At 73.4% G+C, this 14,099-nt stretch carries 10 protein-coding genes; 5 read left to right on the top strand and 5 right to left on the bottom strand.

Features of this window, described 5'->3' with window-relative positions:
* Positions 1 to 307: 307 nt before the first annotated feature.
* Together ACIPAE_RS08815 and ACIPAE_RS08820 are read right to left on the bottom strand one after the other, a co-directional pair.
* Positions 308 to 1,492 (bottom strand): cytochrome d ubiquinol oxidase subunit II, encoded by a 1,185-nt coding sequence (locus tag ACIPAE_RS08815; RefSeq protein ID WP_402443859.1) that lies wholly within the window; start codon positions 1,490 to 1,492, stop codon positions 308 to 310.
* Positions 1,489 to 2,889: a cytochrome ubiquinol oxidase subunit I gene (locus tag ACIPAE_RS08820; RefSeq protein WP_329372904.1), complete on the bottom strand. Its 1,401-nt coding sequence runs from the start codon at positions 2,887 to 2,889 to the stop codon at positions 1,489 to 1,491. Before ACIPAE_RS08820 ends, ACIPAE_RS08815 begins: the two co-directional genes overlap by 4 nt.
* A 93-nt stretch (positions 2,890 to 2,982) precedes the next feature.
* Here ACIPAE_RS08820 and ACIPAE_RS08825 point away from each other — a divergent pair, with 93 nt between their 5' ends.
* The 3 genes from ACIPAE_RS08825 (at position 2,983) to ACIPAE_RS08835 (ending at position 5,915) form a co-directional block, all read left to right on the top strand.
* On the top strand, positions 2,983 to 3,129 hold the full coding sequence (locus ACIPAE_RS08825) for a hypothetical protein (RefSeq protein WP_328460051.1): 147 nt from the start codon (positions 2,983 to 2,985) through the stop codon (positions 3,127 to 3,129).
* 468 nt (positions 3,130 to 3,597) lie between these two features.
* Positions 3,598 to 3,837, top strand: a complete 240-nt coding sequence (locus tag ACIPAE_RS08830) for a hypothetical protein (protein WP_402443861.1) — start codon at positions 3,598 to 3,600, stop codon at positions 3,835 to 3,837.
* 338 nt (positions 3,838 to 4,175) lie between these two features.
* Positions 4,176 to 5,915, top strand: a complete 1,740-nt coding sequence (locus ACIPAE_RS08835) for an MFS transporter (protein ID WP_402443863.1) — start codon at positions 4,176 to 4,178, stop codon at positions 5,913 to 5,915.
* On the opposite strand, the gene ACIPAE_RS08840 is transcribed toward ACIPAE_RS08835, so the two are convergent.
* Both ACIPAE_RS08840 and ACIPAE_RS08845 read right to left on the bottom strand, forming a co-directional pair.
* Positions 5,833 to 6,894 (bottom strand): bile acid:sodium symporter family protein, encoded by a 1,062-nt coding sequence (locus ACIPAE_RS08840; RefSeq protein WP_402443865.1) that lies wholly within the window; start codon positions 6,892 to 6,894, stop codon positions 5,833 to 5,835. The two genes, ACIPAE_RS08835 and ACIPAE_RS08840, sit on opposite strands and share 83 nt — an antisense overlap.
* A gap of 65 nt (positions 6,895 to 6,959) precedes the next feature.
* Complete coding sequence (locus ACIPAE_RS08845; RefSeq protein ID WP_402443867.1) at positions 6,960 to 8,216, bottom strand: CaiB/BaiF CoA transferase family protein; 1,257 nt, start codon at positions 8,214 to 8,216, stop codon at positions 6,960 to 6,962.
* Between the two features lie 117 nt (positions 8,217 to 8,333).
* On the opposite strand from ACIPAE_RS08845, the gene ACIPAE_RS08850 reads away from it, so the two are divergent.
* Positions 8,334 to 9,032 (top strand): response regulator transcription factor, encoded by a 699-nt coding sequence (locus ACIPAE_RS08850; protein WP_329372891.1) that lies wholly within the window; start codon positions 8,334 to 8,336, stop codon positions 9,030 to 9,032.
* On the opposite strand, the gene ACIPAE_RS08855 is transcribed toward ACIPAE_RS08850, so the two are convergent.
* Complete coding sequence (locus ACIPAE_RS08855) at positions 9,017 to 10,474, bottom strand: histidine kinase dimerization/phospho-acceptor domain-containing protein (protein ID WP_402443868.1); 1,458 nt, start codon at positions 10,472 to 10,474, stop codon at positions 9,017 to 9,019. The two genes, ACIPAE_RS08850 and ACIPAE_RS08855, sit on opposite strands and share 16 nt — an antisense overlap.
* Before the next feature lie 646 nt (positions 10,475 to 11,120).
* On the opposite strand from ACIPAE_RS08855, the gene ACIPAE_RS08860 reads away from it, so the two are divergent.
* Entirely contained in the window at positions 11,121 to 13,913 is a 2,793-nt protein-coding gene (locus ACIPAE_RS08860; RefSeq protein WP_402443870.1) for a hypothetical protein, read from the top strand.
* Positions 13,914 to 14,099: the final 186 nt, after the last annotated feature.

The raw sequence follows: 14,099 nt of genomic DNA on the forward strand, positions 1-14,099 counted from the left end.
GCCGCCGAACGTTCACCGCGGAGCACGTCGGGTCGCTCCCCCGACAAGGAACATCAGCGCATGACGCCCCACATGGCACCCCCGACGGGAACACCCCACCCGAGGATGCCGCCGCCCGGGGGACGATCCGGTCGCCGGCCACAGGACCCGGCGGTCCCGCCGGCCCGCGAGCGCCGGATGTACCGCCGCGCGAACCCGCGCAGGGTCGTCGAGGACCCGCCTCGTCCCCGTCGCGACGCTCAGCGACCCGAAGGTCGTCGCCGGCCTCGTCATGGTCGCCGCCGAAGCGGTCCGCTGGCGTACGTGCTCAGGAGGGCCGGCGTCCGCGTCGTCTGGCGAGGGCGTCACGGACCAGGTCGACGATGGCGGCGGTGAGCATCAGACCGGTGAGGAACCCACCCTTGCGGGGTGCCGGCGGCTCGGCGGCCGGTACCGCGAGATCCCCGGGGCTCGCCGCCGCCCGCAGGCTCGCGGAGGAACCCTCCTGGAGCCGGCCGTGCTGCTGAAGCCAGTACAGGTACCCGAAGGACGGCACCACCAGCAGGGCGGCCAGTGCGGCGACGGCGAACTCGGCCTGGGCCGCGGCGGTGGGCGCGCTGCCGGCCGCGAGGGTCAGCGAGGTGGGCAGCAGATAGGGGTACTGCGCCCACCCCCAGCCGCCGACGACGGCCGCCACCGCGATCGCGGCGGTCACCCGCAGCAGCGCGATCCGGGTGGGCCGGAACAGGACCAGGACCAGGGCGGCGGCGCCCGCGGCGACCGACAGGGCGACCAGGGGGAGCGCGTCGCCGGTCAGCCGGTCGGACACGTATGTCGCGCTGTCCCGCATCAGGAGCATGTTCACCCCGGCCAGCACGCCGGTCACGACACCGGCGGCCGCCGCCCGGCGGACGAAGTACGTCACCATCCGCGGGTCCCCGCGGCGGTGGGAGTCGCCGACGAGATAGATGGCGCTGATGTAGGCACACGCGGCGGTGAAGAGGAAGCCGGTGACCAGGGCGGTCGGCGTGGTCCAGGCGGACGGCAGGTTCCCGGACGGCCGGGCCGGCACCCGGCCGGTGACGACTGCCCCGATCACCGTGCCGAGGAAGAACGGCGTGATCAGGGAGGACACCGCGAACACCGCCCCGGCGAGCTGCCGGAACCGCAGCCGCCGAGCCTCGTGCCGGAAGGCGAACCCGACGCCGCGCAGCACGATGCCCATCAGCGAGACGAACAGCGGCACGAACAGCGCGGTCATCACGGCGGCGAACGCCTGCGGGAACCCCGTCCAGGTGATGACCAGGCCGAAGATGAGCCAGACGTGGTTGCCCTCCCACACCGGCGTCAGGGACGCGTCGATGGCCGCGCGGGGGCCGGCCCCGCGCCGGGTGCCGCCGGCCAGGAGATCCCAGATGCCGGCGCCGAAGTCGGCGCCGGCGAACAGCGCGTACGCCGCGATGACCGCGACCAGCAGGACCCCGACCCCGATCGCTTCGGACGAGGCGGTCACAGCCGTGCCCTCTCGGGTTGATCGGTCGGCGGTCCGTAGGGCGTGGCCTCGGCATCCTCCGCCGCGGGCGGCTCCGTGCGCCAGCGGTGGCCCATCAGCCACGGCACGAAGACGGAGATGCCGGTGAGCACCGCGTAGACCGCGAGGATCACCCCCAAGGTGACCGGCACACCGCGCGAGGGGGTCACCGCGTCCTGGGTCAGCAGGACGTTGTAGACGGTCCACGGCTGACGGCCGACCTCGGTGACGATCCAGCCGCACTCCATCGCCGCGATCGCGCCGGCGCCGGAGAGCGCCGCCGGCACGAGGAACCAGCGGGTGAGCAGCACCCGGCGGTGGAACCACCACACCCACCCCTGCCAGGCGCCGAGCACCAGCAGCACCATTCCGATGCCGACCATGGCGTCGAACGCCAGGTGCAGCAGGTTGGCCAGCGGCGGGCGGTACTCCGGTGGAATGCTGTCCCAGCCCACCACCCGGGTGCTCGGCGAGAAGCCCACCAGGAGGGAGTCCGCCCAGGGCACGCCGACGCCGAAGTAGACGTGGCCGTTGGTGTAGATGCCGCCGAGCCACTCGGTGACGTAGCGGCCGGTGTGCGGGACCAGCTCCATCGCGGCGAACTTCGCCGGCTGGTCGTCGGCGACCGCTCGCGCCGCGATGTCGCCGACCGCGATCTGGAACGGTGCGGCGACGGCGCCGACGGCGAACGGGACCGCGAAGCCCAGCCGGTGGTAGCGGTCACGGCGGCCGCGCAGCAGGCCCGTCGCATAGACGCCGGCCACGGTCAGGGCGGTCACCATGTAGGCGGCCAGCAGCATGTGCGGCACTTCGTAGCCGCTGGCCCGGTTGAACAGCACCGACCAGGGGCGCACGGAGGTGATCTGCCCGTTGTGGAGGGTGAATCCGGCGGGCTGGTTCATCCAGGAGTTCGCGGCCACCACCGCCCACGCTCCGAAGATGCCGGCGACCGCGATCGGCACCCCGGTCCACCAGTGCACCCAGGGCGGCAGGCGGGTCCAGCCGTAGAGGTAGATGCCGATGAAGATGGACTCGACGAAGAAGAAGATCCCCTCGATGCTGAACGGGATGCCGAAGGCCGCGCCGAACCGCCCCATCAGCCCCGGCCACAGCAGACCGAGCTCGTAGGAGAGCACGGTGCCGGACACCGCGCCCACCGCCCCGAGCACGCCCATGACCTTGGACCAGCGGCGGGCCAGCAGCAGCGCCACCGGGTCGTCGTGCCGCAGCCCGATCCAGTGCGCGACGAGCACCACCGACGGGAACGCGATGCCGAAACAGGCGAAGATGATGTGGAAACCGAGCGACGCCCCCATCTGGCTGCGGGCCGGTACCGCGCCGGCCAGCTGGGCCAGCCCGCCGACGGTCACCGTTCCCACGCGCAGGCGGGACGTGGCTCGCGGCCTGCGGGCCGGGGGCCCGCTCGACGGACGGCGCGCACGTGAGGAGGTGGGGTCCAGGTGTTGACGCCCGTGGCGTTCTTCCTGGTCGGTTGCGGCATCTCAACCCTTGGTCTCGTCGACGATGATCTCTGGGTGGTCGGTCTCCTGATCGCGTTCATCGGCGCGATCGGCATCCTGGTCCGTCTGGCCGACTGGGTCCGCCCCACACGTGAATAGGCCCCCCGCGATGGCTCACGGGCCCGACACGCCCGACCCGATCCGCCGCCTCACCCGAAGGGGCGAGTACGGTCCGTGGATTTCCCGGCGTCCTTGCTGACCGCGGGCCGCCGGCTTTCGACCGCCGCGATGTCGCTCCGAACCCGACGACGGGTGCTCCACTCCTCGCGAGCCCGCGGTGCTGGACCCGCGGGGGCATGGGAAGTTCCTCCAGGCGGGCCCCCGCGCGCAGGTTCCGCAGCCGTACGGACACGTCATCGGCGGCGACAGCGAGGGGGCGGCCGTCCGGCTCGGCCGGACCATGACCCGGATTCCGCCGGCGTGGCCGGTGAGGGATCGGCCGCGTGGCCGGCCTCGGCGGACGGGGGCGAAGCTCCGACCACCGGGCCGGTCCCACAACTTGCGGGAGTCGAAGTACCCTGATCGCCATCCTCCGCCGCACACCGCCGGGCGCGGGAGCCGCTGCCGGTGTGCGAGCGCGGGAAGAACGACCACGGCACGGTCGACGCGGCGGCGCGGGTGAACGGAGCGAGCGGTATGGGCGAAGAGGCGGGACCGGCCGAAGACCGGCGGGCGCCTGGCGTGTTGGCGGGCGAGGTGCCCGCGGCCCTGTGGTCGTCCGACGGTCCGGTGGCCGCGGGCGCCGTACGCAGACAGGCGGCCGGCGGGCCCGCCCACCCCACGATCCTCACCCGCCTGTGCGGCTGAGGTCTGGTCACCGGCCACCGGCCGGCCCGCTGCTGCTCCTTGTCCCCGGTACGCGACGGCGCGGCCCACACGGCAGCGGGCTTGCGCGAACTGCCGTCCTGTTCCCGGCCGCTCGGCATCTCGACGGCCTGTTCGCGGCCGGCCCCTCCCCCCTCAGCAGTCGGCACAGAAGCTGACCCGCAGTCATTACACGGGCGGCGCAGCAGGGTTCACCGCTCCGGTTCCACCGCGGCGGCAGGCCCGTGTGGAAGCGGGTCCCGGCACCCCACCGCTGGACCCGCTCACCATGACTGGACCCGCTCACCATGAGACGTGTCCCCCCGACCGGAAGAAGTCACGTGATCACCTGGCAGCCCGCGCGATCCCGCGCTCGACGTGGCCCGAGCGCGCTCCTGGACCTGGCGGGCCCCCGGCACCCGGTCCTGCTCGCCACGGCCGCTGCCGCCGCGCTGCACCTGCTGTGGGCGCTGCTGCTGGCCAAGGACTCGGGCGACATGGCGGCGCAGTACGCCTGGACGGACTTCATACGGGCCCATCCCTGGGCGTCGTACGACCTGTCCTGGTACGGCGGCATACACCCCGCCTCGTACAGCATCCTGTCCCCGTACATCATGGCGGTACTGGGCGTGCGCACGAGCGCGGTCGTCGCGGGCACGCTGTCGACGGCGGTGGCCGCGACGGTACTGGTGCGCGCCGGTGTGAAACGGCCGCTGGTGCCGGTGCTGTGGACGGTGTTCGCCCTGTGGTGCGACGCCGTTTCCGGGCGGGTGACCTTCGCGCTGGGCGTGCTGTTCGGCCTGGTGGCGACCGCGCTGCTGTTCCCCTCCGAACTGGCCGCCCGGGGCCGCTTCTGGCGGCTGACGGCCGCCACCACGATGGGGGCGCTGGCCACCATGTGCAGCCCGGTGGCCGGGCTGTTCGTACTGGTGGTCGCGGCGGCGCTGTTCCTGGACAAGCGACGCACGGACGCCTTCGTCCTGGCCGCGGCCCCGCCCCTGGTGGTGGGGACCACCTCGCTGCTGTTCCCCTTCTACGGCGTGCAGCCCTTCGCCTGGTACCTGGCGATCATCCCGCTGGCCGTCTCGGGCGCGATCTCGCTGGTGGTCCCGAAGTCCTGGCGCTCGGTCCAACTCGGGGCGTCGGTGTACGCGTTGGGCGTCCTGGTCACCTGGGCCATACCGTCACCCATCGGCAGCAACGTGGAGCGGCTGGCGCTGCTCTTCGGCGGCACCGTCCTGCTGATCGTGGCGATGGGCAGCACCAGGGGGACCCGGCGGTCCATGGCGCTGTGGCTGGCGTTCGGCGCCGTGGCGACCTGGCAGATCGTCGAGCCGGTCTACGATCAGGTGACGACCCGTGCGCTCCCCGCCACCGTCGAGCACGCGGGCCCGCTCATCTCCGAACTGCGGAAGATCCGGGCCGACCGCGGGCGAGTCGAGGTGGTACCGATGAGTTCGCACTGGGAGGCTTCCGGTCTGTCGCCCTACGTCAACCTGGCCCGTGGCTGGAACCGGCAGGCCGACGAGGAACGCAACCCGCTCTTCTACCACGGCACGCTCACCGCCGACGCCTACCGCGACTGGCTGCGCCGCTGGAGTGTCGACTACGTCATACTGCCGTCCGGCCAACCGGATTTCGCCGCGGTGACCGAGGCGAAGCTCGTCGCCACCGACCAGCCCTGGCTGCACCCGCTGTGGCAGAACGCGGACTGGCAGGTGTACCAGGTGAGCGGTGCCGAGCCGCTGGCCGATCCGCCGGCCGTGGTGGTGAAGGCAGGTCAGGCCGAGTTGACGGTGCGGATGTCCCGGGCCGGTTCGGTACTGCTGCGCATCCCGTGGTCCCCGGTGCTGGGCGTCGAGGGCGCGCGGGACGACCAGCACGGCTGCGTGACGTCGGACGGCTCCTGGAGCCGGCTCTACGCGCCGGCCCCCGGCACCTACCGGATCGGCGGCAGTTACCGGCAGATCCGCGGCACGCCGTGCGGCAAGGAGGAACTCAGGGACCTGGGCGACTGGGACGGGCAAGGCTCGGGCCCGGCACACGGACCGGGCGCCGGAGGGGCCACCGGCGTGCGATGACGGCACAGACGACCAGTTGCAGCTGGTGGAACATCATCAGGGGCAGCACCGTGAGCCCCGCCCGCGACCCGAACAGCACCGCGGCCATCGGAAGGCCGTTCACCAGGCTCTTCTTCGAGCCGGAGAAGACGATCGCCACGCGGTCCGCCCGGCCGAACCCGAGCAGCGCCGACGCCGCCGCGGTCGCCGCGAGGACCACGGCGAGCAGCGCGGCTTCGACCGCGAGCAGCGCGGCCAGCCGCGGCACGGTTGCGCGGAACCAGATGCCCTGTGCCATGCCCTGGCTGAAGGCGGTGTAGACGACCAGCAGCACCGACCCCCGGTCGACGAGGCCGAGCAGCCGCCCGTGCCGGGCGAGGAGCGGCCCGATCCGGCCGTGCAGGGCATGCCCGGCGAGGAACGGCAGCAGCAACTCCGCGCCGATCACCGCGAAACGTCCCGCGGGGATCGCGACCGCCGAGCCGAGCAGCGCCGCCGCCAGGAACGGCGTGACGAGCATGCCGAGCAGGCTTGAATACGTCCCGGCGCAGATCGCCGCCGCCACATTGCCGCGGGCGATCGCGGTGAAGCCGATGGCGGACTGCACGGTGGTGGGCAGCAGGCACAGGAAGAGCAGGCCGGGGTAGAGGTCGGGGGCGATGACGTCCGGCACGAGCACGCGGGCGGCGAGGCCGAGCAGCGGGAAGAGGACGAACGTGCTGCCGGCGACGGTGAGGTGCAGCCGCCAGTGCCGCAGCCCGTCGACGGCCGCACGCGAGGACAGCCGGGCGCCGTAGAGGAAGAACAGCCCGGCGATGGCAAGGTTCGAGGCGGTGCCGACCGGCGCCTCGGCGGCGCCCGTCGCCGGGAGGAGCGCGGCGACCCCGACCGTGCCGAACAGTGCGGCGACGTAGGGGTCGATACGGGGCGGGCGGACCCGCCGCCGTCCTGGCGTGGTGGGCGCGCCGGGCGTTCCCGGTGGTGACGCGGTGCCGTGCATGGCGGTGACCTCGTGGCTTTCCGGCGGCCGGCGTGCGGGCCGCTGAGCGGGGTTGTGCGGGTGGCTCAGCGGGGTGCGCCGGCGGGGCGCGCGGCGCCCGGCCCGATCGTCACGCGGACGTCGTTGCCGTTCGCGGTGTCGACCTCGTCGAGTCCGTCGAGCCAGGCGCGAACGGACGAGTCGTGCTGGCCGAGCACCGGTGGCGCGGTGTGCCGGGGGGAACCTTCGGGGTCGTCGAAGTGCCAGGGCGTTCCCGGCAGTTCGATGGCCCCGAGGGTGGCGTGGTCCACCGTGATGACCAGGCCCTGCTGCCGGGTCTGCTCCCAGTCGTACACCTCGTCGAGGGTGCGGACGCGGCCGGCCGGCACGCCGGCGGCGTCGAAGCTGGCGGTCCACGTGGCGACGGTGCCGTGCGCGAGTACGGCTTCGAGGTCGGCGGCCAGTTCCGCGTGGTGCAGGACCCGGTCGGCGTTGGCGGCGTAGCGCGGGTCGGCCGGGTCGAGTCCGGTGACGCCTGCGACCGCCTGCCAGAGGGCTTCGCTGCCGGCCGCGATCTGGATGTCGCCGTCCGCGCACCGGTAGAGGCCGTACGGCGCGATCGCCGGGTGCCGGTTGCCGCTGCCGCGCGGCACCTCCCCCGCGACGGTCCAGCGCGTTCCCTGGAAGCTGTGGACGCCGACGACCGCGGACAGCAGCGAGGTGCGCACGACCCGCCCCCGTCCGCTCGCGCGGCGGTCGGCCAGGGCGCCCAGCACTCCGAGCACGCCGTAGGTGCCCGCCATCAGGTCGGCGATCGGCACACCGGCCTTCGTGGGGTGGCCGGGCTCGCCGGTCAGGCTCATCAGACCTGCCTCGCCCTGCGCGATCTGGTCGTAGCCGGGGCGCCCGGCGGCCGGGCCGTCGTGACCGAAGCCGCTGATGGACAGGACGACCAGTGCCGGGTTCGCCTCCCGCAGCCGCTCGTGGGGAAAGCCGAGCCGGTCGAGCACGCCGGGGCGGAAGTTCTCCACCAGCACGTCGGCACGGCGGATCAGCCGGTCGAGCAGATCGCGGCCCTGGGCGGTGGACAGATCGGCGGTGACCGACTCCTTGTTGCGGTTGCAGGAGAGGAAGTACGTCGACTCCCGGGTCGGCGCCGGCCCCGCGAACGGCGGGCCCCAGCCTCGGGTCTCGTCGCCCACGCGCGGTTTCTCGACCTTGATCACCCGCGCTCCCAGGTCACCGAGGAGCATAGCCGCGTGCGGCCCGGCCAGCGCGTGGGACAGGTCGACGACCAGGCAGTCGTCGAGTGGTCCGCGACGGGGAGGTGCGGAGAGGCTCATGCCTGCGGGTCCCTTCTTCGGGTGCGTACACCTGGACGATGGCTGCCGAACCACCGTAGGCACGCCCGTATGAGGGCAACCTCCGCCGAATGCGAAAAATGGTTTACCTTGCGGCACATGGCTATCGCTGAGCTGTTGGTCGTGGAGGACGACACCGAGATCGCGTCGGAGCTTGACCGGGCGCTGGTGAGCCACGGCTATCACGTGGCGCTGGCGGCGAACGGCGGGCAGGCCGCGGAGCAGGCCGTACGCTTGCCGCCCGACCTGGTCCTGCTCGACCTGGGCCTGCCGGACATGGACGGCGTCGACCTGTGCCGCAGGCTGCGCGCCGGCCTCCCGGTGGAGACGGTGATCGTCGTCCTCACCGCCCGCACCCAGGAGTTCGAGGTCGTGGTGGCGCTCGACGCGGGGGCCGACGACTACCTCACCAAGCCGTTCCGGCTCACCGAACTGCTGGCGCGTCTTCGCGCGCACCTGCGCCGCCGGGCGACGGCGGCGGGCCCGGCGGTGATGAGGATCGGCAGCGCCCGGATCGACACGGCCACCCGCCGCGTGCACATCGGCGACCGTGAAGTACGCCTGCGGCCCAAGGAGTTCGACTTGCTGGCCACGCTCGCCCGGTCGGCCGGCACGGTGGTCAGCCGGAGCCGTCTGATGGCCGAGGTCTGGGACGACGAATGGTTCGGCACCAGCAGCAAGACCCTCGACGTCCACGTGTCGGCGCTGCGCCGCAGGCTCGCCGACGCGGACTGCGGTCCGGAGGCCGCCCGTATCACCACCGTCCGGGGCAGGGGGTACCGCTACGAGACCTCGTAGCGGCCCCACGGCTCCTCGGCCCTCGGCTCCTCGTCCGCTTCCGGTTCCTCCGGTGCTTCCGGGGCCTCCAGCGCGGGCAGCAGCAGGCTGAGGACCGTACGCGGCCCCGCCCGGCGCAGCACCAGCCGGCCGCCCTCGGCCTCGGCGAGGGAGCGGGCCAGCGGAAGCCCGATACCGTGCCGCCGGCCGTCGCGCTGCACCACGCCGAAACCGTCGCACCAGTCGCCGGCCGGCCCTGGGCCCTCGTCGCCGACTTCGAGCGCGACGCCCATGCCCAGGTCGGCCGCGGTCACGGTGATGGCGCCGCGGCCGTGGGTCAGCGCGTTGTCCAGCAGGGTGTCCATGATCTGGACGACCGCGGCCGCCGACGCGGTGACCGGTGGCAGACCCGGCTCGCATCGGACGGCGAGCGTACGGCCGGCGTCGCGGACCGCGTCGCGGTTGCGCTGGACCACGCGGTCGAGGAGCGAGGCGACCGCGGTGGACGCGCTGGGCCGGTGGGTGTCCCGCGACAGGCGCAGGAGATCCTCGACGGTGTCGCCAAGGTGTGCGGCACGCCGGGCGGCGTCGGCCAAGGTCCGGCCGCACTCCCCCTCGGTGCACGGATCGGCCGACTCCAGGCCGAGGACGAGCGCGGTGAGGGGAGTTCGGAGCTGATGGGAGACCGAGGTGCTGAACCGGCGCTCGCGCTCCAGCAGTTCGCCGAGCCGCCGACCCGTCACGGCCAGCGCCCGCCCCACCGCGTCGGCTTCCCGCAGCCCGGTGTGCTCGGGGCGCACGGTGAAGTCGCCCGCGCCCAGCGCCCGAGCGGCTGCCGTGAGGCGTTCGAGCGGTGTCGCGATCCGGCGGGCGAGCCGCCAGGCGAGCAACGCCGCCAGGGCGACGACGACCGCGCCGAGCGCGGCGAGCACCAGCCATGCCAGCAGGGTGCTGTCCGCCACCGGGTCCCAGGGCATCCACACCCGGACCACCGCCATGACCGCGCCGTCGTGCAGCACCGGCGCGGCGACCTCCAGCCGCCCCCGCTCCACCCCCTGGTGCACCTGGCCGTCCCGGGCCAGAACGGTGATCGCCGAGGACGCGGGGCCGGAACCCCACACCCGGCGGCCGGACGGCCCGTACACCGCCAGATCCGTCCCGCGCGACGGGCCGCGGCGCCCGGACGGCCGGATGCGACGCTCCGCCTCACGGCCGGACATGTCGCCGGACACGTCGCCGGACACGTCGGCCGCCGCCCAGACCGCGTCCCGTTGCAGCCGCGCCACCGCCGCATCACGGTAGATCCGGCTGACGGCCACGGCCAGCGGCAGAGTGAAGACCATGACCGCGCACGCCGTCACGGCGATGATCGACACCAGCACCTTGCGGTGCACGGAGGTACCGCGCCGCCCGGTCACCGGGTCCGCCGGCACCCTGCGGTGCCCGCGCATGCGCAGCTTCAACGCGGCCGGACCTCCTCTCGCGCGCATCCCGAACCACCCAAGGCCGAACCACCGGCCGGTCGACCCGCCCGCCGGGGCCGCCCGGCCGAGCGGGAGACGGGCCGGCCCGCGGGTCCGGGTGACGGCCCACCTGTCGTTCCCCCGCGGCAGGAGCAATCCTGGACGCAACCGCCCGGTAGACGCACGTCTCGGCGGTTTGATCGAAAACGCGCGGAGCGCCGAGGCCGGCCTCCCGCGGCGACGGCGGCCGGCCGCCGCACGCCCCACGGCCGTCATGTCGGCCCCCGCGCAGCGCTGTTGCCGCACCCGCGGCCCGTTCCCGACCCGGCCGGAGAGGAGGCCGGTGCCGGACGACCTCTCCGTCCTACCAGTCCGTCATACCAGCCGGCCCGGCGGCGCTCACGCTCCTCGCGATCCCCTCTCTCCCCGAACCTCGAACCCGGGTTCCCGCCCCCCCGATCCCCCCGATCCCCCCGACCCCCCCGCGCAGCGAACTCCCCCGCCCCCCCTTGACGCTTGCCGCCCGCGGTGGAAGTATCGGCGCGCACCTGACAACGTTGTCAGACCCTGCCCGCGGGCAGTGGCCGCACGGTGCGCTCCGAAGAACCCCTGGGACCGTTCGCGTCGAGTTGAGAGGTTTGGGGTCATGGTCGATTTCCATCGAGTCGTCGCGTGCCTGCGGAAGAGGCCGGATCTGCCCCGGCCGCCGCGCGCCCGGCCCCGGCGCACGGCGCTGCGGCTGCTGGCGGTGGGTGCGATCGCCGCGGCGGTCGGCCTGGCGCCGACCGCCGCGACATCGGCGGTCGGCGCTCCCCGCCCGCCGGAGCACGTGAGCGCCGCTCCCGCGGGAGCGCCGTCGCCGTCAACGCCGTCGCCGCCGTCGTCGCTCACGAAGACCGCCGCCGACGACGCCAGTTATACCGCCGCGAACCTTCCGGACTGGGCCATCGGCCCGTTCACCCGTAGCGCGGACAACCCTCTGATGACGCCGAGCGGCAGCGGGTACGAGGCCGGCGCCCTGTACAACCCGGGCGTGCTCTACCGCGGTGGCCAGTACAAGATGCTCTACCGCGCGCAGGGTTCCTACGGCGGCCCGTCGCAGATCGGCTACGCCTCCAGCAAGGACGGCACGCACTTCACCGAGGACACCGCCGCGAACCCGGTGATCGGCTTCGGGCTGGCCGGCCAGCAGGACAAGTGCGGGCTCGAGGACCCGCGGCTGTTCGAACTGCACGGCACCTACTACTCGTTCTTCACGTCCGTCCACCCGAAGGCGGACGGCTCGTGCTTGGGCTCGTACGACATCGCCGAGTCCACCTCGTCCGACGGCGTCCACTGGAGCACGCCGTGGACGGTGGAGCCGAACGCCGGCAACAACAAGGACGCGGCGGTGGTCACCGACGCGAACGGCAGCCCGAGGAAGGTCAACGGCGAGTACGTCATGTACTTCGGCCAGGGCGACACCGGCACGGACATCGCGTACTCCTCGGACCTGCGCACCTGGCACGCGAAGGGCAGCACCACCGCGCGGACGGCCGACCCGCTCGACATCCACTACCCGAAGGGCTGGCAACCGTACGAGGTGTCCGTCGCGGTCACCGACTACCGGACCGTGGTGGGCCGGCCGGCCAACTCCGACATCGTCGTGTTCACCGCAGGCACCCTGATGGCCAACGGCCGCTGGTTCTACGCGATCAGCGAGGAGGAGTTCTCCGGCCAGGACCCGACGCGGATGCTGCACCAGCTCAGTGACGCGGTGCTCACGCCGACGCCGGACGTGCCGTACGAGTGGAACGGCCAGACCCCCAAGACGGCGTGGATGAACAGCATCTTCTTCCACGACGGCCAGTGGATGATGTACTACGGCGCCGGCGACACGGTCACCGGCCTCGCCACCGCGGGGCTGCGCCGCCCGCTGCCGGCCCGCCCGGCCGGGACGCCGTTCCAGACCGGCTTCGAGCACGGTCAGCCCGCACCGGACTGGGTCGACAGCGTCGACACCTCACCCGGGGGCGGCGGGATCGCGAACGTCACCGCGTACGGCGGCGCGACCGGCCCCGAGGCCAGCGCACGCCAGGAGAACGACCACGACGGCACCAACGCGCTCATGTACTCCGGCCACGCCACCGGGGCGGCCGACGACCACGCCTACCTGCGGCTGTTCGACCTGTCCGACCGGCCGGTGCGCGTCGGCAGGGACACCACCCTGAGCTACTGGATCTACCCGCAGGCCAACGGCCCGTCCGCCACCGGCGTCAGCGGCGACAACAGCAGTTGCGTGGCGCCGGACCTCGTCTTCTCCGACGGCAGCACCCTGCACTCCCTCCGCGGGTCCCCGCTCACGCCCGCGTCGCAGTGCGGCAAACTCACGCTCGGCCGGTGGAACCAGGTCAGCGTGGATATCGGCAAGGCGGCCGCGGGCCGGAAGATCGTCCGCGTCGACCTGGGCTACGACCAGCCGGCCGGCAGCGGGGGCTACCGCGGCTACGTCGACGACATCGCGCTCTCGAACACCCCGTCACATCCCGCGACGATCAGCCGCGTCACACCGGCGCAGGCTGCCCCGGGCCAGCGGGTCACCCTCACCGGCACGGGCTTCGGCGCCTCCTCGGGCGGCCGGCACCTGCTGCTGTCCGACGGCGGCGTCAACTGGGGCGGGGCGGGCGACCTGGGCACGCTCACGATCGACCACTGGTCGGACCGGTCCGTCACCTTCACGGTGCCGCGGCCCAGCGGCCCGGCGATCTCGACGAGTTCGGGGCCGGCGAACATCTGGCGGGTCGAACCCGGCAGCACCGCGAGCGTCGCGGTGGTCACCGGGCCCGGCGGGACGTCCGGCAGCGGGCAGTTCACCGTCGCACCCACCGACGCGCTGTCGGACTACTTCAACGACGTGGGCGTCTCGCCCGACACCAACCGCGGTTGCGGCGCGCTCGACAACGGCACCGACACGTACTCCGCCGACGCGCTCGCCACGGCCTCGCCGCACCCGCTCGCCCCCGGCGCACCCGTGACCGTCGGCGGCCTCACCTTCACCTGGCCGCAGGCACGGCCGTGCGAGAACGACAACGTGCGCGCCCTCGGCCAGACCGTCCTGCTGCCCCACCGGTCCGGTGCCACCGTGATCGGCTTCCTCGGCGCGGCGACGGACGGCGCCCACTCGGGCACGGTGACGATCCACTACACCGACGGCAGCAGCGGCACCGAGAAGCTGGCGCAGTCGGACTGGGGCACCGCACCCGGCACCGGCAACACCGAGGTCTCCGCGATGACCTACCGCAACCAGGCGCTCGGCAGGCAGGACCACGCCTTCTACGTCGACGAGCAGACCGTCCCGGTCGACCCGGCGAAGGTCGTCGCGTCGATCACCCTGCCCACCGACAAGGACATCCACGTCTTCGCGCTGGCGCAGGACGGCACCCCGGCGGCGGGAAGCTAGCACGCAGGCAGGTTCGGTGACCGGGCGGATCGTCGGTGACCCGACGGACCGCCCGGTCCCACGCTCCCCGTCGGCTCCCGGAGAGCGCAGCCCGCAGGCGGCCTCGGCTGCTTCCGGCCGGTCCTCCCCGGCTCCGGACAACAGCCGACCGACCAGCCCGAGCCGCCGCGGCCAGCACCGAAGACC

The sequence above is a fragment of the Streptomyces sp. NPDC087270 genome, assembly GCF_044744625.1.
In the GTDB taxonomy this organism is placed as follows: Bacteria; Actinomycetota; Actinomycetes; order Streptomycetales; family Streptomycetaceae; genus Actinacidiphila.

Excerpts from the sequence above, each read along its gene's own strand:
- ACIPAE_RS08845 (WP_402443867.1), bottom strand. The coding sequence starts at position 8,216 with ATGAGCCTCTCCGCACCTCCCCGTCGCGGACCACTCGACGACTGCCTG.
- ACIPAE_RS08840 (WP_402443865.1), bottom strand. The coding sequence starts at position 6,894 with ATGCACGGCACCGCGTCACCACCGGGAACGCCCGGCGCGCCCACCACG.
- ACIPAE_RS08850 (WP_329372891.1), top strand. The coding sequence starts at position 8,334 with ATGGCTATCGCTGAGCTGTTGGTCGTGGAGGACGACACCGAGATCGCG.
- ACIPAE_RS08860 (WP_402443870.1), top strand. The coding sequence starts at position 11,121 with ATGGTCGATTTCCATCGAGTCGTCGCGTGCCTGCGGAAGAGGCCGGAT.